This is a genomic window from Bacillus cereus group sp. BfR-BA-01356, from assembly GCF_022663635.1.
GTDB lineage: Bacteria > Bacillota > Bacilli > Bacillales > Bacillaceae_G > Bacillus_A > Bacillus_A cereus.
The window spans coordinates 25,057-44,427 of record NZ_JAKUFX010000028.1 but is presented as its reverse complement, the minus strand read 5'-3'; the positions used below and the strand labels follow the sequence as shown (position 1 = coordinate 44,427).

Genomic DNA, 19,371 nt, shown 5'->3' with positions numbered 1-19,371 from the left:
TCCTCTTTACTCAATATCCACTCGCTTGACGTTCAAAGTTCTCCTTATTTTTATCTTTGTAGGCTTGTACAATATCTTCAAATTTGTACCCATACAAGTAACAAAGACGGAAAAAAATACCGAAAGCCTTATGCAAATGTGTTAGAGTTACGTTTAAATCTCTATATTGGCACCACGCACGTTTGGCGGTTAAAATATCCTGCATATACCATTCAAATAGCATATTTACGCTTAATATATTTTTCTTCATAATGTATTGTTCGCGGAACATTGCTGCTATTCTACGCTTTAATGTATGGCGATCTAATTCAATTACAATGTTCATGAGAAAATGAAAACCATCAACCAATTCAACCAACAGCCCTTCTTTAGGAGTCCCAAACCCTACACTCCACATTTTAAATGCTCTTGTTTCATTCCAAGCCTCGCCAATCTCCACTAATAATGCACGAAACAGCATGTCTAATTTGTCATTGCCCTTATAACCAATGCGTCTATCAAGTTCTTTTTGCATTTCCATTAATTCACTAATATCAAATGTTTGGCTTGTTTCTTCTTTAGTAATGATATGCAAGTTAGTCGTATGTCTCATTGCGCATATACTCCTTTGCGATAATCTTTAATGATTTCGCCATCATTATTGAAATAGACAATCTCCCATTGTGGATTGAATCTAAACTTATGAGGATTATCATCCAGGACAACAAACAAATCGTTTTTGCAATTCCCAACAATCGTCCCTATTCTTCCCTGGACTTCGACACGCATTCCACGTTTAGCAAATGGTATTCTTCTAAATTTACACATCTTTCGGAACGGCTCTTCTTTACCAAACAAGGTTGCTATATCAACAACACCTTTATATTCACAAGTGATAAATGGCTCAAACTGTTCGAATGGCATATTAATAAATCCTTGCTGTTTAATTTGCTTGTAGAAATGGTATTTCGCCATCTTTTCATTTTCTTTTACAACAATGTGATTACAACGCCATTGAGGAAAGACTGTTGAAATATGATACTTATATGTAGATTTCATCGTTCTCCCTCCTGGCTAACTAATGAGACTTTCGACCATTCAAGAATTGGACTTTCTTCCACTCTTTTCTCTGGTTCCAATAAGAATCGCGCGGATTCATTACAATTTGTACATGTAACTTGAATTTCTTTTTCTGTTGTTTGGACCATAACACCCTGGATTCCGTTATCCTTTGTAGTGATGATGGGAAGTACTGCAGCATTCCCCTTTTCTTGCTCCGATCTATCTAGTTCCGCTGCTATATTCATTCCACAATTACATAAGATTTCAAATTTCATGCTTCCATTCTCCTTTAACCGTTTTATGATCGTTATAACGAGTAAGACCGCCAATTCTAGTTCGTCCAATTCCCACAACTGGCGGTCCTTTGTCTTATAACACTCTAAAGCTATTAACTTTCCAATCAATTTTTCTTTACGCAATATCTTGTTTCACCTTTTAAATTCCCAATATTCCAAAAAAGTTAAATATACTCTTTACCAATTCACCCTGCAGCATCTTCTGCAAAGAACAGTATTTCTAAATCATGCGGTTCTGCATCATATTTTTCATCTGAATTGTTTACAAAAACCGTTACGGTTCCTGTATCTTTATCTTGATGACATACAGTTAAAACACGACTTCCATCATTACAAAAGTCTCCCGAATGAAATTCATTATTTCTTCTCTTTTTCTTAGCGAAGACTCTGCGGCGCTCTTCCCAATACTGTTCATTTTCTGTTGCTAAACGGCACTGATCTGCATATTCGCATCCTTTATCACCTTCATTAGCTACACTGTGATTTCCCCAAACCCCTAAAATTTTGATACGACCATTATTTCTATCAACTTCCATTGCTTTTACTTCTGCAAACATTGTGTAGTCATTACATTCATACGCTACCCAATCCCCTAATTCGAATGGTGTTTTAATAAACTGCGGTACTGGTACAATAACTGCTACAATTTTCATTTTTAACCCTCCAAATATTTAGTTACATATTGCGGTTTAAATCCGCTATCAAAGTAGATTCGTAATGGCTGCGGTTCCTGCGATTCCCTCGCAGCTTTGCAAATCTCTTCGGCTTCGTCCCAAAAGAAACTTTTATCCTGCGCTCGTCTATACCGCCATAACGCTGTTACATAGTCGATATACATATCAAAGTGATTATCCTGCTTTACAGAGCGTGGCAGTTCGTCTGCGCTCCATACATCACATGGAATAACTGCAAGTACATCAGCGAATCCTGCATGACCTGGCAAGTGCTTCGCATGAGCATTCTTTATATCAAATGGCTTTGCTTGCTCCCTAATATCTTTAACTCTTGTATTTTTCATCACTGTAGTTGTATTTGTGAAATCATCCAGCAAGAATGTCAGTTGCTCCGTCATGGTGCTCACCTTCTTCTAACTTCAGCGTGTATACAATCCCTCTATCTAATAACGCACCGATAACTGCATTCATCCACAGATGATTGCCAATCTTCTTCTGTAAGTACTGTAGAATTCCTATAATTTCATTTGTAGAAAGGGATACAAATTCACCTAACTTCTCCTGGTTAAACTTCCCTCCACGCTTTTCAATCTCTAAAGATATTTTATTTTCTTTCACGTATTGTTCAGCTTTAATCAAATCAAAATCACGCACTTTATTCATGCCGTATCTTTTTATTAGAGCCGTTAACATATCTTTAATTACTAGCGTTTCAACTACTTTTAATGTCAGCTCCATTTCACCCCGACAAGACTTACAAAGCGTTTTCTCGCATCCCTCAATGTACATGTTTTTCACATCAGCAGTTGGAATTACTGCACTACAGATATCACACCATTCACTATTATCGAACAACAAACCATCCATTACTTTCAACTCCCTGCTATATCATCTATATTCTAAAATTTATTAATCTTTATATTTTTATAAATACACATTTTTTTGGCCGCTTGCGTATTTACTGTGTTATAATTGCAAATGTAAAATTATTTTCAAATCCAAATCTATATCTACCTTTAATTTTTTTGAGTATCCATCAATACGATGGATCTTTTTTTATGCGTTTTTTCTTATTTGTTCAACCACTACCGGATTACCGCCTATCGATTCCAAGCGATCCGCTACATCCAATACATTCTTTCGTTCTTGATTTCTATGCTCTTGATCTCTTTTCTGTTTTTTCTTGTACAATTCAATGAGTTCTTTTTCTACTGCATTTGATTCTTCCAATTGTTTATCACTTAGTTTTTTTAACTCTCGTGCGGCTGTTATATCGCCCGTAGCCATTGTCCTATCACACTGACGAAGTAATATTTTTTGATTTTGCATGTATTCACGTAACTTCTTTTCTAAAGGCCAAGCTATTTGTATATGCTCTGGAAGTACCCTATCGGCTAATGTCATCTATTTCACCTCAATTCCAGCCACACTGTTTATAGGTGCAGCTGAAAGTTATATAAATTGCTATTAAGCAATGATAAATACTTTTTTGCTTTCAATTTCGTCTGCTAGTTTTTCAACTAAGTACTTTTTGATATTTTCAATCGCTTGTAATTTCCAAGCACCACCATCAGCTTCAAATAATGCACACCTTGGCCCATTTTGCATTCTGAATACGAACGGGCTTACCGGCTGTTCAACTTCAACGAATGTACGGTATGGCTGTAACATTACAGGGTTTGGTACTACTACATTTGCTCTTGTAGCGACTCCTGTTTGAGCAACTACAGATTGAGAGACACCATCATCACCAATTTGATTTACCGCTTCTTCTCTGATGTTCCCAACTACTTTAAGTGTCACATCACGATCATCGTTCTTTACAAATGCAGATTGTAAGCTGATATTAAAATTCTCCGCATCATGGAATCGTTCAAATGTAAACTGTGGCGTAAGAGCTTTAGCTTCCATAAAAATGCTACGGTTATAATCATCATTAACTTTCGTAAAGCATGAAACATTTTTAGGATTTTCAACATGGATCATTAAAGGCTGGTCCCCATCAAACTCTGATTTGATGTAATCTACTAATCCAGAAAGGCTGTTAACTGTAATTCCTACTGCTGTTGGTTCCTTTACCGCATATAATGGTTGAGTTGAATATGGACGTTCATTAACCTTTTCAATTCTTACTCCGGCTGTTTCTAATAAGTACTCCATTGCTTGTTTAATCATTTTTCATTTCCCCTTTACGTTTTACTAGTTAGATTTTGTTTTGCGGAAATCTACTACTCCATTTTCTGTTGGAGCTTCCTCTGTTTTTACCTTTTCACCTACATCGTTAGCAACATCGCCCTCCATATCCATGTAGTACTGACCTTTTACACCAGAAGCAAGTTCTTGCCCAACAATTTGCCCACTGTGATCACGGCCCATAAGAATTTTCGAACCAACTTCTATTGTTGGTGCTAACTTGGATTTTGCTTGCACCTGGCAATCCCAAACTTCACGCTTTTTATCGCCAGTTATTGAAAGTGTTAATGTAATAGTTCTTGGCTTCTTTGGATCAGTGTTTGGATCTGACATATTTTCTAAGACGCGTTCAAATTCTGCGTCAAACCTTTCTGCAACTGCTCCATCTGCGAAACTATTTAAATCTATTGGCACCTGTAAAACCTCCCATATTTTTGCTTATACTAAGCCTGGTCTCCAAGCTTTTAGATAGGTTAAAGCTTCTTCAAAATCTTTTTCTTTCGTATCACGATAACTTGGAACTACAAAAGCCATTTTATAATCCTTCCATGCTCGACTATGTAAAATTCTTTTATCTTCAAATGCTTGGCGAATTTTCGGTTCTTCTCCCCAAAGCTTTTCAACTCGACGCAATTTCGCGTTTAGTAACGTTGTTTGTTGATAACTATCAATCGTCATCTTTTCATTTAACTTATTTTCAATTGTTTCTAATCGTTCATCTTGTTTCATCATTTCAGATGAAATTGTATGAATCATTTGTAATGGATGCATACTCTGTTTGATTTTTTGTTCCATATGGTTAAATTCATAAATGTAACTTTCTTTCATTTGAGCCGCCTTTTCACCCGTATAGCCCATAACTAGAAACATTAAACCATCTCGTTTAAGTAGATACTTAGGTCTTACCTTCTGTTGAGCATCTTTATATTCAGTCAACGAAAAATTTCGTTTGCTAAAATCTTCGCTACAACTTAAGGTTTCAATACTTTTCAGTACATCTGCATGACGCTTATTAAAAACCCCTGCAACAGTTAAACTGTCAGTCACTAATTCATTTCCTTCTAGGAATACCCAATGACTAACCGGATGCTGTATTGCTTGTAATTGACTCATAATCTCACTCCTTAAAGTTCCTGATTTCCGAACTTGTTATTAAAAAAATAAATCGTACAAAGTTCGATTTTTACATTACATATTTTTTGTTTCTTCATCAGCTTTCAATAAACTATCTATTGATATATCTAGGGCTTGAGCGATTGCAGTCAAAGCACTAACCCCTGGAGAACCAGTACCATTAACATATTCTGAAACCGTTGATGGCGCACGATTTATTATAGATGCCAGCTCCGATTGTTTAATCTTTTTTCTCCTAAGCATGGTAGACAATCTCTCGTTGTCAAATTTCATTAATTTCACCTCGCTTATTCTTTACAATTAACATCATACCAAAAAGTTCGGAAAATAGGAACTTATTTTTTCGAGATTTCCGAACTTTTTTTATTGATTATTACAAAAGTTTGCTTAAACCGAACTTTTATAATACAATATTGTTGTGATTTCATAATTAGAATGGTAAAGTAAGGGACTTTTAGATAAAAGGGTGAAGTGCTTATGCGTGGAGATAGGGTAAAATACGTACGAAAAATGCGAGGTTGGACACAAGAGCAGTTAGGATTGGCAGTTAACTTAAAAAAATCTACTATATCCGGTATTGAAAACAATAAAGAAAATCGAAGTGAAAAAGACGTTTCTAAATTTGCAGAAGCTCTTGGATGTACTCCTGATTACTTGCTTGGTTTCTCCGATGATCCTCGATTAGACAGCGGACAACATAAAAGATTAAGAAAAAAATTCGACGAGTTATTTCAAGAACTTCAAGATAAGCCCGAACATGAGCAAGAAATGTATTTGAGAATGTTCGAAGCGGCTCTTGGTATTAATAAAAAATAAAACACGATTGTTAGTAGTCGCTAACGGTCGTGTTTTTTATTAGACATAATTGCATTTTCTATAGTAACAAATTGTTTTTTTACATTTGTATCTTCTTTAATTTCCCCTTGCACCAATAACTCCCACAAATTATTTGCTAATCGTTCTTTCGAATTATTTAACACTACACTTTTTTCAGCGTTTACTACTGCTACATTCATTACTATTTCCCCCTACATCCTCTTTATTTTATGTGCACCGCCCAAGCTGGAAAGATTTTGTCGTTTTTTATATTGATTCATCAAAAAAGTTTCCACTCTCTATAAAGCAGAAATGACACTATCAAGTATGATAGTGTCATTTTTAATATTATTATTTATAAAAATCAACCGCCACCCGGATTTGGATCCGAATACATTACTGGCGCTTCCGCATTTTTAACCTTATCTTGCTTTGTAGCTGGCGCAAATGTAAAGGTAGCGACTGCCGCAATTGTTAAAATAACTTTAAATAACTTGGACTTCAAACATTTCACCGCCTCGGACTTATATAATCTGATTATAACATTTTAACGCATTAATAGGTAGAGACATATAGAAAAAATCGCCTGTTTTAGAAAAGCTTTCGGCCGACATTTCTAGGTATCTTTTCCCTTCTTCCCCTCCAACTGCAAGCCCCATATAATACAACTGAAAACTACTAAGGTAACCATTTTGTTTTTTAAGACCTCTAAGTATTTGTATAGCTTCTTCTTTTTTCCCTATTCTTATATAAAAAAACGCAAGTTCTGCTAAATCAAGTTTCATACGATCGATTGTATCTAGTTCTTTTCCGTGATGTATTTTTAGAAACAAAAGAACATTTAGTATTTTTTTTATTCTTTTTTTTAACTTTTTATTAGTTGGTTCCCCAATGATTTCAAGCGCCTTGCAAATGTAATATTTCGCCTTTTCATAATCAATTAACGCATAGCTCTCACCTAACTTACAATAAGCGATCGCTTTTGTACTTACATAATAATTAAAAGGGTCATTTATAATTTCCAAACAAATTTCCCGTGCCTTATCCAAGTCTCCCTTGTTATGTAAATGAATAGACACTTGCATTTCTTTCACACGAAGTAAAAATGAATTTTTATTTGTCTGTTTTGAAACTTTCTCAATTCGGGGTGATACGCTTTCGACATATTCATTAACCTTTTGATAATTACTAAAATCTAAATACGAATACATCGCACTAAAATCTGATATAATCATCAAATCATTTTCCATATTTTTTTGTGAATTCCTAATCTTTTCGACCTTATTAAAAAAATCCCTTGAAGTGATAGTACCTTCACTTCTTTGTCTGAGTAATTGATAAAACTCAGCAATCTTTGCATTGGTGCGTACAGTTAAAGAATCACCTTTTTTTGTTCGTGAACTCATTATTTTTTCAATTACCAGCTTTTGAAGGTCATACTCTCCGAACATATCTAGTACTTCTAATGCTAATTTTAAATTTTTGTGCGATAAATGAGGTATTATCTTTTTTATCCATTTTCTACGGAATTCAATGTCACTCGGTTGATATAATCTTAGCGCATCTACAAAATGCATGAAATCAAATTTACCTTTTGTTTTAAAATAGCCATTTACCGTAGTATGCGTTACATCAAATCGTTTAGCTAAATTTCTGTTAGTATAACCATTTGATTTTAACTTTTCATTCATATTGGTTAATAACCCTTGCACAATTTTTGTCCTCCCTTTGGACAAAAAGACACGTAAACCCCGATTTATTAATTACATATAAAGGAAAACGCGCTACTATTAATCTAAGATGTGTTATAATTATGTAAGAGATCCGCGACAATGTTCCCTAGGGTGATAGGGGCAGTGTAAGAGTGTGGCTAGCACTACTTACACCGTGGGTCTTTTCTTACGTCCGTTTTTTATTTTTTCAACCCTTGATACAAATTTATTTACAATAATATATATACTAAAATTATAACACGTATATATATGTGAATCAGTCCACAAAAAAACTTTCTCAACAATTTTTCTTCTGAAAAAAATATTTTTCCAAAATTCTAATATCAAAACATATTATCATAATTGATTGAGAATGAAACCATCCAATTATCTATTTTTTAACCCCCCAATATTATTTTTTGAAAATAACTTATGCAAATTACACAATAAAGACTTCACTTTTCATACTTTACCACAAAACAGAACTTTCGTTCTTATTTATTTTATAATTATCGATAAAATAACTTTTAGTTCTAAAAAAATAGTATATCTAACTTTTGTGGTATACAAACGCTGAAATTACTATACTCAAAATATGAATACCATTGGGAAACAGATTAAATCTTTTAGAAAAAAATTAAGTTTAACACAAGATGAATTTGCCGAGAAATATGGATTTAGCAAAGGTCAAATTAAACATTGGGAAACAGATCGGCATCAGCCAGATGTAGAAAGTTTAAAATGTTTATGTTCCATTTTTGGAGTTTCAACAGATACCCTCCTTGGCTTTGAGAACGAACAAAACGACCCTTTACTTGATTTACTACTAAGCGATGTCCAAAGAGCCTACAATGACTTAGATGGTCGTCAGCAAGGACGTTTTGCTAAACAACTATCTTTGTATGTCGAAATGTTACGTAATAACAAAGACGTACTTTAATCTCAATAATTTTTTCAGAGAGAGCTTAGCGGCTCTTTTTTGTTTGTCTGATTCTATCTTACATCCCTCCATTTTCCAATGAAAGAGGTAAAATATTCTTTAATATACAGAAAATAGTGAAAATTACACTGCTTTTGTTGATTTTATAGTATTTGTTGAAATATGTAATATTGCATACGCATTGTTAGGATTCCTATATTTGCATGTACGGTTAGGAAAAGGAGTTTATTTTTATGCTTTATTTGAAAACAAATGACACTATTCATAATAATTATTTGTTATTATTAATATTAAAATATTAAATTATATATATTAGGGGGACATAATTTGTTTAAAAAAATATCAATTTTATTAATGAGTACTTTATTAATGTTTATCCTTGTTGCCTGTGGCAGTGACACAAACGATGATAAAGCTTTATACGAAAAAGAAGTCAAACCACAATTGGATGAGATGATGAAAGAATACGATACTATTTGGAAAAATGATTGGAAACCATTGTGGAGTGAAAACGGATCAAATCCAAATGAAAATCCAACTAAAATTAAAGAAAAGATGAATGTTATTCAAACAAAGTACACTGATTTATCCAAAAAAATAAAAGAAGTTTCAAATGGCGATAAGCTAAGTGATGAAAAATTAAAAGAAAATATAAATACCTTTAAAAGAGAGTTTTCTTTAGCTGCTATGTACAGAGCTGATGCTGCTAAAAATATCATTCAAGGTATCGATAAACTTGCACCAATGAAAGACCGAACTGATGCTGCTAGAAAAAACGTGGATCTATCAGATACAAAACTTACAAAAGCTATAGAGAGTTTAGGTAAAACCGAATCCACTTTAGGAATTAAACGGTAATTTAATATTATGGGTATCTAGATTTATTCACGGAAGATGCCGAGTTTAAAAAATATAAACAAGTTATACACAAAGTAATTAAGTACTCATAAAGAAGGGGATTTGATTTTCCGAAAAATATGCTAGAATTATCTTCGGATGGAAGTCCAATCCATATTATTAAAATTAAAGTGGTTATCAAGTCGAAGAAAAGACACTCATTTGAGTGTCTTTTCTTTTATTTGACTATTTGTTTCTCTATGATTAGAGTTTAACTTCTAACTTAATTGCATAAAATAAAAGAAGAGATGCGCTAACATCTCTTCCAGTAATTGCTACCATAAGGTGATCGGTTATTAATATTTGTTACTTACGTTTAGAAACGCCTTTACGCTTGCAGGCATTTGAACCGCCCCCAATTTGTATATCTAACTAATTGGGGGCAGTTTTATTTTTTAAAAATCTATGTATACCAAAAAAAGACCATCAAACGACGGTCTTTTCTTTTACTCTTCTTTTTTCAGCAAATCTCTGCTATCATAAAGAAGTAGATACATAAATTGCAAATGTAAATTTAAAACTTTAAATATTTCATATAAATAAAAAACAAAAAACCCCGACAGAATTTTCATAGGTTTTTGTAAGTTTGGCCGCCTACCCTAACCGATGAAAATTAGAAAACGAGGTTTGTATTAACATATTTAAATGTGTCTTGCTATACTTATGATAGCATATACTTTTAAAAATGTGAACTACAATCCTCTAATTTCCTATACCCATTTTTGGGCGGGGTGGAAAATGGAGGATTTTTTATTATGTCTAAAAATACTTTTGAAGGGTTCACAGCCCCAACATCACATACGCAAACCCCTAACGAATTTTACGATGAAATTTTACTATCTAAGCGTATAACAATCGCAGAAGTTAAAATTATCGGTTTTATGATCCGTCATACTTTTGGATGGAATCGTCACGGTAACAGTCTAAAATTCACATATTCTGAAATTCAAAAAGCTACTTCACTTGGTAGAGAAGCTGTAAATAACGCTTTGAAAAAATGTTTCGAAAAAAACTATATTCAACGTAAAGAAATCAACGGTAAATTTGCATACAGATTAAACATTAAAGATTTTGCTGATTATCCTTGGGAATTAACGTTTGAATGGCAAAAAGTAAACAAAAAATTAAAAGAATCAAATGCAGATGAAGAAGAAAAAAAAGAGCAGTTCGAAAATCGAACTATTGAAAGCAGTTCGAAAATCGAACCAATTGCAGTTCGAAAATCGAACCAATTGCAGTTCGAAAATCGAACCGATTTAGAAGCTGCATCTATTGATACTACTGAAGCGAACGAGTCCCTAAATACATCTTTAAATACATCTTTAAATACAATTAGTAGTAGTAGTAGTAAAAATGATATTTCTCCTTCTAATTTTTATTTGAAACAAATCAACCCTAATGCATCTACATATTTTTTAAACAAACTTAAAACATTAGAAACAAAGTATTCTAGTTTGTTAGTTATCGAAGCAATTAAACGTAGTGCAGAAGCAGAAGCAAAACATCCTTTTGCATATATAAATAGAATCCTAGAAAAATGGAATGCTGCTAATGTTCATAATTTAGAAGATATAAATGAATATGAAAAAAAGCATAATAATAGTCGAAAGGCTAATAAAGCGGTAACTAAAAAATATAGTAAAACTGTACGTAAAGAAATGGTTCCAGAGTGGGTTGGGGAAGAAGATATCACATCGTCAACTGTGGAAGGTAATGGACAAGCTGAAACAAATTTAGAAGACGAGCGTAAACGTTTAGAAGAGGTATTAAAAAAATATAAACGCGATTAATATTCGAGGTGGGTATTGAATGACTAGTGAACAAGAATGGTTTCGTCAATTTATTAAAACAGATAAATTTTCAGAAGCTTTGGGGGTTATTTGGAGATTTGGTCATATTCATGAGGGAGATAATAGATTTGAATTGTTCCATAAATCGTTTCATGTTGTATCTAAGTTTTCAAATTTAATATTTGGAGCAACTGCACCTCGATCTTATTTTAGAAAAGATAAAGGATTTACAGAATGGGAATGTCACTTTGATATATCGAACCCTTTTATACAAGAAGCTATTAAAATGGGATGGACTCCAAGATTACAACAGGAAAGGTTATTTCCTACAGGAGAATTCAATGAGTCCATTTTTGTAAAGACATACATACTATTACGGCATGATGTAGGAATTATGAGAGAAAAGACCAAAAGAGGTATTCTAGTACGTCCTCGTTTAAGACTCCACGGTTCTGTAGACGTGTTACAAAATTTATGTAGGGTATTGCATCAAGAGTTAAATATAAAACCTAAGAAGTTACAAACGGATTTAAAAGTACAAAGGGCAAAGACTATTTACTATCAATCAAAGAGAGACGTCCCTGCGATTTTAGAATATGTAGGCGCGTGGGAAGCACTAGAAAAGTTCAATTCATTTGAGTTGGGATATGAGAAAAATTTAATGGATGAGATTCATATATAATTCATCTGAAACAGAAAGGATAGATTACTATGCCACAAAAAATTACACTAACAGGAATGCCTAAAAGCGAAGCTAGAGACTGTAATACATATTTTGCATTTGAAATGATTGAAAAAGGTAGTCCAACTGGACCTAAGGGAATACCTTTCAAAAGTACACCCATTACGTATACTGTTTTCGTGAGTAAAAAACAGTTTAATAAAATAGAGATGAATCCGGATGGATTTAAACATACAAAATTACTTGTTCAAGGAGAGCCTACATTAGATGTATCTGTAGAGAAGTGTCCAGGAGAAATAGGAGTGATCTGTATGCAAATTCAAGGGTTACCATCTAAACCTACACAAGAAGATAAAACAGTTGAAAAGTCGCCAATCGAACATCCACCAGAAGGCACACAAGATATTTTGTTATGTAAAGAAATAGTACTAGGAGAAACATTCAAAACATCCACACCTAGACAAGAGAAGCAGGATAGTGTAATTGAATCCATCAAGAAAACAGGAACAATAGATACACCTATACTTATAGATAAAGAGACGAAGTTGTTAAAAGATGGATTTAGTCGTTATTTTGTCGCTCAAAAAATGAATTTAGAGTATGTACCAGTTTGCTATACATGAGCTTTCACTGTAGAGGTATAAACTTTAATATAAAAATTCAGAAATGAAAGGTGGAATTTAAGAAAATGCGTAACGTATTTCCAAATAAATACTATAGCGATGAAGGATTTGTGGAAAGAAAATTAGAAATCAATGAGGAAGATTTACAAGAAATTATTGAGGACTACTTGCTAAGAAATGCTGATTTCGATTTTGATGAAGTTGAAATTGTTAATAACCGACCAATGAACATATGGCTCTATGCAAAATGTAGAACATATGTTGATTCTGAAGATCCAGAACAAAATGAAGAACTACTTGATGCAGAGGTTGAAATTGCTGGAGAGTATGACGGAAATCTTTGATAGATTACAGATGACGTACCAACTCTTTCTTACCTTTTCATTACTAGAGGATAGAAAACTATACGAGATGGTTTAAAATTGCTTCAGGAGGTTTGTACAATGTTTTTAGCTAAATAATTTAATAAGGCACCGTATTATAATAAAATTGATGCACTAAAAAAATAATCTTGTTAGACATAGAAGAAAGGAAATAGTATATGTCATTTAGTACTGAACTTATTAATCAAAGTATGAATAATATAGGCGGCCAGATTTTATTATATTTTGGTCCCCCTATAGTTATCATAGCCCTCCTAGGAATAATTGTAAGTAGGTATTTTGACAGAGAGTTATTTCGACAATTATTCGCTCCAGTTGCAGTATGTATAATCGTAATCTGGATATGGTTATTTATCTAAATATACTTAGTGTAAAGGCTAAAGACTGTTGAAACAGCAAAGGGCTTATAATCGTACAGGAGTAAATTTAAATCTCATAGGTTGCATCATTTTAATCTAATATAAAACTTTCTCAATATTAATCTGTAATATATATGATAATATAAAATTATCCTTACTTTATGCGATGATTAAATTGTCCATATTTAAACAACTCTTATTCTATAGCTAGAAATGAGAGTTGTCTTTTTTTATACACAGTTTCTATAATACATCCACACAAGTATGTGAACTTCATTTTTTACATCCTCTATAGCAAGAATCTCTAATCTCTATTATTAGATGTTCTCCACTCATGAAAAGATGTTGGGAATCTAGAAGGTCGTCTTTGTTTGGCAACAACTGTTTTTTTATTTGAGTTCCCCCTCTCAAGGGCTGTCAGCTTTAACTGTAATTTTTCTAACTGCGCTTTCAATTCCTGATGCTCTATCTTTAATTGTGTAAGTAAACGTAAAATCATATCTGAATTAGTCATAAAGTACCTCCTAATTAACAAAACATATAATAAGTTATGTTAATCACGCGTTTCCCGTGACAAAAGACTAATCGACAGTATCTATACACAAAGAAAGAAGACCGTCACTACTGACGATCTTCCATTCACAAACTACATAGAACTTTCTGGGTATCTATATTCTACCATTTTTTTAATCGAAGAGAAATATATATTTTATAATATAAAATTTCACGCACCGTATAAATATATTTAACTTAAAATACATCATTAAGGGATTCTTGTTATTTTTTGACGAAGACAAGGGGAATCCCCTCCCTTACTAGAAATTAGATATGGGAGGTGTTTACCATGCATATAGTGTCTTTGGGGGAATCGCAAGAAAAGAGCTATTCTACTGCAGAGGTAGCAAAGAAACTTGGAATAGCGACTGAAACACTTCGAAAATATAACACGCTCTTTTATGCACACGATATTCGTTTTACTAAAGAAAAAGGTAAAATACGATATTCGGAACAAGACTTGGAACTTATGCAACAGTTGCAAATGTTACATGCTAAATCTGGTATGGCTTTAGTCGATTGCGTTGCGGAAGTTACAAAACATGTTTTAAAAGAGACAGATGTTATTACGGCTGAGCCGTCACACACGCCGGTAGAGTTGCAACAGTTACAACAACAAGTACAACTGCTAGAAAAGGATCGTGAGCAGTTTCGTGAAGAGTTAAGCTCCTTAAAAACATACATCGATGAGAAGTTGGAAAAACGAGATCAGCAGTTAATGGAGACAGTACGTGAAATGCAGGAGCAAAAAGGTATATTACTAGAAATAAAAGCAACACAAAAAAAGAAGTGGTGGCAGTTTTGGCTAAAGTAGCCCTGCTACTACTTCTTTTTTTGTTTTTTTAGAGTCTAGTGGTGTTTAAGTAGTGCTTGTATCGTGAATTTTATAGATTAGTGGTGTTTAAGTGGTGTTTATTGAATGGTTTCTATTGAAATTCTAGAAAACTATGGTAGAATTAAAATATAAGTAGTGGTTAAGCACCACTTATTGTTAGGAGGAAGAAAAATGGATGTATCAAATGTCTTGAATATCTCAAGATTTAATGGTGATTTTGGTAACAGTAATAACAATTTCATGGTAAATGGTTACTATTTTGAGATGCCAACAAACGTAGCACCTATTAGTAAACAAAAAGCGGAAACGTATTTTGTAGAATCTGTTAAAGAGCCTAAAGATCTTTTAAAGAAAATGCTAATTTCTACAACGATTGATGGAGAAGAACAGTATTTCCTAGTTGGTGAAGCAGCAGTTTCGCAAACAATATCAAACGTACATGTTAAACGGATGCATGACAAAATTAAAAGTCCAATTCCTTACGTATCATTTTTAAGTGCCGTGGCTTATTATCACGCGCTGAAAGGGAATAAGGATAGTAACGAGATTGACATTGAATACATGAGCATGATGCTACCAATTTGGCTGTTAAAACGAGAGTCTAAATTCAGTGTTGCTCAAAATAAAATGGCGGACCGTTTCTTAAAAGAACACGTTGTAACAGTACATACACCAGGAATGGAACGCACATTAAAAATTAATGTTAAACAAGCAAAATGCAGAATTGAATCTGAAATCGCTCGTCACGCTATTAAATATAGAATGGTTAAAAAAGATGATAACGCAAAAGCAATTACTATTGAAAAACGTAAATCTGCTACTCAATTTGAAAACTCTAAAGTAGTTCTAGTAGATATTGGTGGTGGTTCAACAGATGCAGTAGCGTTAGGTGTTGGATTAACAACTCCAACAAGCCGTGACTCTTTTAAAGTAATCGATATTAAGCCGTATTTAGGTAATATTGAAGAATTCCGTACAGAAAAATTAATAGAACAATTCAGTAGCCTACGTTCATTTGAAAACTTTATTGTAAAAAATTACAAGGAAAAGACATACAAGCTTAAAAATGAAAACAATGGTGAAGAAACTGATTTAACAAATCAAATTACAGAAATGTTAAATGAATATGCAAGATTACTTGTAACTCAAGTATTAAATGAATTTATCCCAGCTTCTAGCGATGAAGTGTTGAAATTCGTTTACTTTGGTGGAGAAGCACCAATTTTAGATCCATACATTAAAGAAAGTCTATTAAAATATATGAGTGAAGAAGCTGCTCAAAACAATCATTTCTTCTTAAATGACATTATTGAGGAAGAAGATAACGAAGTCTTCGCTCCGACAGCTCGTACAATCAATTTAAATGCTTTGGAGTTACGTAGTATTGATGAAACAAAAAAAGTAGAAGCATAAGGTGTGTTTTAGATGGAAAAACGCAAAAAGATGCAGTTAACTTGCAAAAATATGCCCGATAACGTTTATGAGATTCTAAACGAAAAGGTATCAAAGAGAAATTTAACTGAATATGTTGTTGATTTAGTGCAAAATCAAAACAAAGATCAGCAACTTATTCGTGTGCTAATGGACAAGTTAAACAATATAGAATCTACTTTAGAGGAAATGAAGAATGGATCTATTGTTGTGAAACCAGAAGCAGAAAAACAAGAGGAAACAAAAATCGACGAACCCACTTTATCAGAAGGAACAATTGTAGAAGCCGAAGTAATTGAAGGTGGAATTGATGAATCTGATAAAGAAGAAATGGATTTTTAATTAAACAAAAAGAGAACACTCTTCACAGCTTGGCGGCAACGAAAGAGCGTTCTCTACACTTCGAAAATCTGAAAGGATGATTTAACAATGTCAAATACCCTATTCAAATTAACTAATAGTGAGCCTATTCTATCACAAACACGTAGAAAAAAGGAACTGTTCGGAACAATCCGCTCATTCTTTGCGAAAAAGTACCAGGGATTAAATGAGTGGTTTGGTATTGAAGAATGTAAATCAGACCGTATTTGGTACTATGGAACGTTATCGCTTATGTTTTTTCTTCCTGCTGTTACTTATGTTATTTCTAAATTAATATGGTCTTAATTAAATGATATATGTTAAAATATGATTTCTATATACACTTATAAAAACTGAATATTCTGCATATATTATATCAAGTTATTAAAATTATATATATCTATAGGCGTGTTAAAATAGATGGAAATAATAAACATTGTCAATCAAAGAGGAGGTTGTTGTATGGAGGTTCAGGCACAAACAAATGAACAAATCATGCAAATGCTGAATGAATGGTACATTGAAATTCGCGCTAGACGCTTAAAAAATGCATATCTATTAAAAACTGAAATTGATAAAAAAATAAAAATTATGGAAGAAGATCAAAATTTACTTTTATACTACTCTCTATTAGATTTTCGTCATCAATACTTAATTGATAGTTTAAGTATTGGAAAAGATAGTTTCAACAAAATCGAATCTTTTAATATTCCAGCAGATGATTCTCTTATATATTACTATTACTTTTTTAAGGCGATGCATTCGACGATAATCGGAAACTACAACTTAGCTGAAATTTACTATGATAAGGCTGAAATAAAACTAAGGGATATACCAGATCAGTTAGAGCATGCGGAGTTTTATTTCAAACTTGCTACATTTAACTGTCACCATCAGCAATATATACCTGCATTTCAACAAGTTTCCAAAGCGGAAGAAATCTTCTCTACATATAACGGATACGAACTAAATATAGGATATTGCAATAACGTATCTGGTCTTATCTGTACACATTTAAAAGAGTTTGAAACAGCTGAGGAATTTTTTATGTCTGCAATGAATATATTCCAAAAACAAAAAGAAGAACAGGCTATCTTATATGTGCGTCACAATTTAGGGTTTATGTACGCAAACCAAAAGCTATCAGACTTAGCTATTCTTCACCTTTCAGAAGTCATTAAAGAATTACCAAATGATTATAAGGCTATATTGATTGCAGCATGTGAACATGAAAAAATCGGGGAAAAAGAAAAAGCATTAGAATTGTTTGAGAAAGGCTTGAAAATTAGTGCGGATCTGAAAAATGAAGAATATGAACATCACTTTAAAATTTCACAAGCAATAGCAAAAGATGTATGTGCGGAAGAATTAGAAAAAATTGTATTAGCAGGTAATGTGTATTTTGAACGAGAAAATATATATGAGTATGTAAAGGAATATAATGAAAAATTAGCACTAAAATTCTATCGTGAAAATAATCATGTGAAGGCAAGTGAGTATTTCTATTTATGTTCTACAATGAGCGAAAAAAATCATTTAGGGGGGCAATAAAATGAGAAAAACAATTCTTTATTCGTTAGGAATATTTACTGCTTTTACCTTAATCTTAGGAAATGCAAACACACCAAAAGAAACAAAAGTATCCTCTGAAGAAGTTGTACAATACTCGCATGGTCACACAGGTGGTTAATTTAATTCGTTTAAAATATATACAAAAAAGGGCCTACTCGTGATAGAGTAGGCCCTCCTTTACTTCACATACACATAGGCTTCATTTGCAGTTACATAGTATGTTGTACCCCTATTGTTATGTACTTTATATTGCGATTATCCAAATAGTCAGTCTTTTTTGTTTTTTAGCTACAATTTGCAATTACGTTAGTTAAATTAAAGAAATCTAGTAATGAACTCTGTAAATCTTTAGCTAGTCCACTAGAAGCGCTGTTTAATGCTTTCTTTAGTGAATCATTCCGAGAAAAACCATTAAAACGATACTTATCATAATATTTTTTTACTTTTTTAACTGCGTTTGCTGTACCACCAAGGGCATTTAAAGCTGATTTTACTTTTGTAATTTTTGTAAGAGGAATACCATTAGTAACTAAAGCAATTCCTATAGCTGCAATACATCCAGATGTATTGAATCCTCTCATTTGTGTTGCTGAAATACTATTAAACTTTAATATATCGTTCTCTATTGAAACATTCAGTCCAGTTTCTGTTTCGAACCATTGAACTATCGCTTCGTTTCCTTGACCTAAAACTTCATTTGGTATGTTTTCAATAGCTGATAAAGCTGTTTCGATTTCTGTAAAGTTAATTTCTTCGGTAGATGGAGCCTTAGTTGGAGATTCTATAGATGTTGAGACTTCTGCAGCTTGAGCAATTGGAGCAGAGATTGAACCAAATAGTAAAAATGCAGCAGTAATAGTTAATGTCTTTTGTTTGAACATAATATCTTTCTCCTTTATAATCAATTTTATAAGACAGGTTAATAGTAACATATATTCTATATATTTACAAAAATGTTTTTTATAGAAAGGTAGGATGTTATGTTAAAAAAGATTAGAAATAGTTTACCTATAATTGGAGCATTTTGTTTATTGATATTAACTTTAGTTAATTACTTTTTAGAAAGTGATTTTTGGAA

The 19,371-nt window shown here is 32.8% G+C and carries 29 protein-coding genes and 1 pseudogene; 13 read left to right on the top strand and 17 right to left on the bottom strand.

Annotated elements, in window-relative coordinates; translation table 11 throughout:
* Positions 1 to 10: 10 nt before the first annotated feature.
* The 11 genes from MR168_RS12565 to MR168_RS12515 form a co-directional block, all read right to left on the bottom strand.
* Positions 11 to 592, bottom strand: a complete 582-nt coding sequence (locus MR168_RS12565) for a dUTP diphosphatase (protein ID WP_016090380.1) — start codon at positions 590 to 592, stop codon at positions 11 to 13.
* Entirely contained in the window at positions 589 to 1,038 is a 450-nt protein-coding gene (locus tag MR168_RS12560) for a hypothetical protein (protein WP_242291327.1), read from the bottom strand. Before MR168_RS12560 ends, MR168_RS12565 begins: the two co-directional genes overlap by 4 nt.
* Complete coding sequence (gene fbpA / locus MR168_RS12555) at positions 1,035 to 1,460, bottom strand: Fur-regulated basic protein FbpA (protein ID WP_242291326.1); 426 nt, start codon at positions 1,458 to 1,460, stop codon at positions 1,035 to 1,037. Before fbpA ends, MR168_RS12560 begins: the two co-directional genes overlap by 4 nt.
* A 62-nt stretch (positions 1,461 to 1,522) precedes the next feature.
* On the bottom strand, positions 1,523 to 1,990 hold the full coding sequence (locus tag MR168_RS12550) for a hypothetical protein (protein ID WP_242291325.1): 468 nt from the start codon (positions 1,988 to 1,990) through the stop codon (positions 1,523 to 1,525).
* Between the two features lie 2 nt (positions 1,991 to 1,992).
* Positions 1,993 to 2,409 carry a cell division protein SepF gene (locus MR168_RS12545; protein ID WP_242291324.1) on the bottom strand — a complete coding sequence of 139 codons (417 nt, stop codon included), beginning with the start codon at positions 2,407 to 2,409 and terminating at the stop codon, positions 1,993 to 1,995.
* Complete coding sequence (locus MR168_RS12540; RefSeq protein WP_242291323.1) at positions 2,378 to 2,878, bottom strand: hypothetical protein; 501 nt, start codon at positions 2,876 to 2,878, stop codon at positions 2,378 to 2,380. Before MR168_RS12540 ends, MR168_RS12545 begins: the two co-directional genes overlap by 32 nt.
* A 189-nt stretch (positions 2,879 to 3,067) precedes the next feature.
* Entirely contained in the window at positions 3,068 to 3,415 is a 348-nt protein-coding gene (locus MR168_RS12535) for a hypothetical protein (RefSeq protein WP_242291322.1), read from the bottom strand.
* A 63-nt stretch (positions 3,416 to 3,478) separates the two neighbouring features.
* The gene (locus MR168_RS12530) at positions 3,479 to 4,186 is read right to left on the bottom strand and encodes a hypothetical protein (RefSeq protein ID WP_242291321.1); all 708 of its coding nucleotides are present in this window, start codon (positions 4,184 to 4,186) and stop codon (positions 3,479 to 3,481) included.
* Between the two features lie 24 nt (positions 4,187 to 4,210).
* On the bottom strand, positions 4,211 to 4,618 hold the full coding sequence (locus MR168_RS12525; RefSeq protein ID WP_103629706.1) for a replication terminator protein: 408 nt from the start codon (positions 4,616 to 4,618) through the stop codon (positions 4,211 to 4,213).
* A 24-nt stretch (positions 4,619 to 4,642) separates the two neighbouring features.
* Entirely contained in the window at positions 4,643 to 5,317 is a 675-nt protein-coding gene (locus MR168_RS12520) for a Rha family transcriptional regulator (RefSeq protein ID WP_242291320.1), read from the bottom strand.
* 75 nt (positions 5,318 to 5,392) lie between these two features.
* Entirely contained in the window at positions 5,393 to 5,611 is a 219-nt protein-coding gene (locus MR168_RS12515) for a helix-turn-helix domain-containing protein (RefSeq protein ID WP_224414150.1), read from the bottom strand.
* A 204-nt stretch (positions 5,612 to 5,815) separates the two neighbouring features.
* Here MR168_RS12515 and MR168_RS12510 point away from each other — a divergent pair, with 204 nt between their 5' ends.
* Positions 5,816 to 6,154 carry a helix-turn-helix domain-containing protein gene (locus tag MR168_RS12510; protein ID WP_001213815.1) on the top strand — a complete coding sequence of 113 codons (339 nt, stop codon included), beginning with the start codon at positions 5,816 to 5,818 and terminating at the stop codon, positions 6,152 to 6,154.
* A gap of 20 nt (positions 6,155 to 6,174) precedes the next feature.
* On the opposite strand, the gene MR168_RS12505 is transcribed toward MR168_RS12510, so the two are convergent.
* From MR168_RS12505 to MR168_RS12495, 3 genes are all read right to left on the bottom strand, one after another.
* Complete coding sequence (locus MR168_RS12505; protein ID WP_001099889.1) at positions 6,175 to 6,354, bottom strand: hypothetical protein; 180 nt, start codon at positions 6,352 to 6,354, stop codon at positions 6,175 to 6,177.
* A 164-nt stretch (positions 6,355 to 6,518) separates the two neighbouring features.
* Entirely contained in the window at positions 6,519 to 6,659 is a 141-nt protein-coding gene (locus MR168_RS12500; RefSeq protein WP_000837442.1) for a hypothetical protein, read from the bottom strand.
* Positions 6,660 to 6,678: 19 nt separating this feature from the next.
* Positions 6,679 to 7,845, bottom strand: coding sequence for an AimR family lysis-lysogeny pheromone receptor (locus MR168_RS12495; protein WP_281979796.1), 1,167 nt, complete (start codon positions 7,843 to 7,845; stop codon positions 6,679 to 6,681).
* 616 nt (positions 7,846 to 8,461) lie between these two features.
* Between MR168_RS12495 and MR168_RS12490 the strand changes: the two genes are divergently transcribed.
* The 6 genes from MR168_RS12490 to MR168_RS12465 all read left to right on the top strand — a co-directional run bounded on the left by MR168_RS12490 (position 8,462) and on the right by MR168_RS12465 (position 13,142).
* Positions 8,462 to 8,806, top strand: a complete 345-nt coding sequence (locus MR168_RS12490) for a helix-turn-helix domain-containing protein (protein WP_001092095.1) — start codon at positions 8,462 to 8,464, stop codon at positions 8,804 to 8,806.
* Between the two features lie 327 nt (positions 8,807 to 9,133).
* On the top strand, positions 9,134 to 9,664 hold the full coding sequence (locus tag MR168_RS12485; RefSeq protein WP_242291318.1) for a ribonuclease: 531 nt from the start codon (positions 9,134 to 9,136) through the stop codon (positions 9,662 to 9,664).
* A 794-nt stretch (positions 9,665 to 10,458) separates the two neighbouring features.
* The gene (locus tag MR168_RS12480; RefSeq protein WP_223266690.1) at positions 10,459 to 11,493 is read left to right on the top strand and encodes a DnaD domain protein; all 1,035 of its coding nucleotides are present in this window, start codon (positions 10,459 to 10,461) and stop codon (positions 11,491 to 11,493) included.
* Positions 11,494 to 11,512: 19 nt separating this feature from the next.
* Positions 11,513 to 12,175, top strand: coding sequence for a hypothetical protein (locus MR168_RS12475; protein WP_242291317.1), 663 nt, complete (start codon positions 11,513 to 11,515; stop codon positions 12,173 to 12,175).
* 29 nt (positions 12,176 to 12,204) lie between these two features.
* Entirely contained in the window at positions 12,205 to 12,798 is a 594-nt protein-coding gene (locus tag MR168_RS12470; RefSeq protein WP_242291316.1) for a ParB N-terminal domain-containing protein, read from the top strand.
* Between the two features lie 65 nt (positions 12,799 to 12,863).
* Positions 12,864 to 13,142: a hypothetical protein gene (locus MR168_RS12465; RefSeq protein ID WP_098223658.1), complete on the top strand. Its 279-nt coding sequence runs from the start codon at positions 12,864 to 12,866 to the stop codon at positions 13,140 to 13,142.
* Between the two features lie 702 nt (positions 13,143 to 13,844).
* On the opposite strand, the gene MR168_RS12460 is transcribed toward MR168_RS12465, so the two are convergent.
* On the bottom strand, positions 13,845 to 14,054 hold the full coding sequence (locus MR168_RS12460; RefSeq protein WP_242291315.1) for a preprotein translocase: 210 nt from the start codon (positions 14,052 to 14,054) through the stop codon (positions 13,845 to 13,847).
* Positions 14,055 to 14,384: 330 nt separating this feature from the next.
* Between MR168_RS12460 and MR168_RS12455 the strand changes: the two genes are divergently transcribed.
* The 6 genes from MR168_RS12455 to MR168_RS12430 all read left to right on the top strand — a co-directional run bounded on the left by MR168_RS12455 (position 14,385) and on the right by MR168_RS12430 (position 18,411).
* Entirely contained in the window at positions 14,385 to 14,909 is a 525-nt protein-coding gene (locus tag MR168_RS12455) for a DUF3967 domain-containing protein (protein WP_242291314.1), read from the top strand.
* A gap of 192 nt (positions 14,910 to 15,101) precedes the next feature.
* Complete coding sequence (locus MR168_RS12450; protein WP_170959355.1) at positions 15,102 to 16,343, top strand: ParM/StbA family protein; 1,242 nt, start codon at positions 15,102 to 15,104, stop codon at positions 16,341 to 16,343.
* A gap of 12 nt (positions 16,344 to 16,355) precedes the next feature.
* Complete coding sequence (locus tag MR168_RS12445) at positions 16,356 to 16,703, top strand: hypothetical protein (RefSeq protein ID WP_098223654.1); 348 nt, start codon at positions 16,356 to 16,358, stop codon at positions 16,701 to 16,703.
* 87 nt (positions 16,704 to 16,790) lie between these two features.
* Complete coding sequence (locus MR168_RS12440) at positions 16,791 to 17,027, top strand: hypothetical protein (protein WP_242291313.1); 237 nt, start codon at positions 16,791 to 16,793, stop codon at positions 17,025 to 17,027.
* Positions 17,028 to 17,183: 156 nt separating this feature from the next.
* Positions 17,184 to 18,272, top strand: coding sequence for a response regulator aspartate phosphatase (locus tag MR168_RS12435; protein WP_242291312.1), 1,089 nt, complete (start codon positions 17,184 to 17,186; stop codon positions 18,270 to 18,272).
* 1 nt (position 18,273) lies between these two features.
* Positions 18,274 to 18,411 (top strand): hypothetical protein, encoded by a 138-nt coding sequence (locus tag MR168_RS12430; RefSeq protein ID WP_242291311.1) that lies wholly within the window; start codon positions 18,274 to 18,276, stop codon positions 18,409 to 18,411.
* Positions 18,412 to 18,470: 59 nt separating this feature from the next.
* Here MR168_RS12430 and MR168_RS33650 read toward each other — a convergent pair.
* Together MR168_RS33650 and MR168_RS12425 are read right to left on the bottom strand one after the other, a co-directional pair.
* Positions 18,471 to 18,548 (bottom strand): annotated as a pseudogene (locus tag MR168_RS33650) (N-acetylmuramoyl-L-alanine amidase); the annotation flags it as partial.
* 29 nt (positions 18,549 to 18,577) lie between these two features.
* Positions 18,578 to 19,174, bottom strand: a complete 597-nt coding sequence (locus MR168_RS12425; RefSeq protein WP_242291310.1) for a hypothetical protein — start codon at positions 19,172 to 19,174, stop codon at positions 18,578 to 18,580.
* Positions 19,175 to 19,371 lie beyond the last annotated feature (197 nt).

Bases quoted from the DNA above. Each gene is read 5' to 3' on its own strand.
- MR168_RS12450 (WP_170959355.1), top strand. From the start codon at position 15,102: ATGGATGTATCAAATGTCTTGAATATCTCAAGATTTAATGGTGATTTT.
- MR168_RS12430 (WP_242291311.1), top strand. From the start codon at position 18,274: ATGAGAAAAACAATTCTTTATTCGTTAGGAATATTTACTGCTTTTACC.
- MR168_RS12505 (WP_001099889.1), bottom strand. From the start codon at position 6,354: ATGAATGTAGCAGTAGTAAACGCTGAAAAAAGTGTAGTGTTAAATAAT.
- MR168_RS12475 (WP_242291317.1), top strand. From the start codon at position 11,513: ATGACTAGTGAACAAGAATGGTTTCGTCAATTTATTAAAACAGATAAA.
- MR168_RS12490 (WP_001092095.1), top strand. From the start codon at position 8,462: ATGAATACCATTGGGAAACAGATTAAATCTTTTAGAAAAAAATTAAGT.
- MR168_RS12495 (WP_281979796.1), bottom strand. From the start codon at position 7,845: ATGAATGAAAAGTTAAAATCAAATGGTTATACTAACAGAAATTTAGCT.
- MR168_RS12480 (WP_223266690.1), top strand. From the start codon at position 10,459: ATGTCTAAAAATACTTTTGAAGGGTTCACAGCCCCAACATCACATACG.
- MR168_RS12425 (WP_242291310.1), bottom strand. From the start codon at position 19,174: ATGTTCAAACAAAAGACATTAACTATTACTGCTGCATTTTTACTATTT.
- MR168_RS12465 (WP_098223658.1), top strand. From the start codon at position 12,864: ATGCGTAACGTATTTCCAAATAAATACTATAGCGATGAAGGATTTGTG.
- MR168_RS12460 (WP_242291315.1), bottom strand. From the start codon at position 14,054: ATGACTAATTCAGATATGATTTTACGTTTACTTACACAATTAAAGATA.
- MR168_RS12510 (WP_001213815.1), top strand. From the start codon at position 5,816: ATGCGTGGAGATAGGGTAAAATACGTACGAAAAATGCGAGGTTGGACA.
- MR168_RS12440 (WP_242291313.1), top strand. From the start codon at position 16,791: ATGTCAAATACCCTATTCAAATTAACTAATAGTGAGCCTATTCTATCA.
- MR168_RS12470 (WP_242291316.1), top strand. From the start codon at position 12,205: ATGCCACAAAAAATTACACTAACAGGAATGCCTAAAAGCGAAGCTAGA.
- MR168_RS12435 (WP_242291312.1), top strand. From the start codon at position 17,184: ATGGAGGTTCAGGCACAAACAAATGAACAAATCATGCAAATGCTGAAT.
- MR168_RS12550 (WP_242291325.1), bottom strand. From the start codon at position 1,990: ATGAAAATTGTAGCAGTTATTGTACCAGTACCGCAGTTTATTAAAACA.
- MR168_RS12560 (WP_242291327.1), bottom strand. From the start codon at position 1,038: ATGAAATCTACATATAAGTATCATATTTCAACAGTCTTTCCTCAATGG.
- MR168_RS12545 (WP_242291324.1), bottom strand. From the start codon at position 2,409: ATGACGGAGCAACTGACATTCTTGCTGGATGATTTCACAAATACAACT.
- MR168_RS12565 (WP_016090380.1), bottom strand. From the start codon at position 592: ATGAGACATACGACTAACTTGCATATCATTACTAAAGAAGAAACAAGC.
- MR168_RS12520 (WP_242291320.1), bottom strand. From the start codon at position 5,317: ATGAGTCAATTACAAGCAATACAGCATCCGGTTAGTCATTGGGTATTC.
- MR168_RS12455 (WP_242291314.1), top strand. From the start codon at position 14,385: ATGCATATAGTGTCTTTGGGGGAATCGCAAGAAAAGAGCTATTCTACT.
- MR168_RS12540 (WP_242291323.1), bottom strand. From the start codon at position 2,878: ATGGATGGTTTGTTGTTCGATAATAGTGAATGGTGTGATATCTGTAGT.
- MR168_RS12445 (WP_098223654.1), top strand. From the start codon at position 16,356: ATGGAAAAACGCAAAAAGATGCAGTTAACTTGCAAAAATATGCCCGAT.
- MR168_RS12530 (WP_242291321.1), bottom strand. From the start codon at position 4,186: ATGATTAAACAAGCAATGGAGTACTTATTAGAAACAGCCGGAGTAAGA.
- MR168_RS12515 (WP_224414150.1), bottom strand. From the start codon at position 5,611: ATGAAATTTGACAACGAGAGATTGTCTACCATGCTTAGGAGAAAAAAG.
- MR168_RS12535 (WP_242291322.1), bottom strand. From the start codon at position 3,415: ATGACATTAGCCGATAGGGTACTTCCAGAGCATATACAAATAGCTTGG.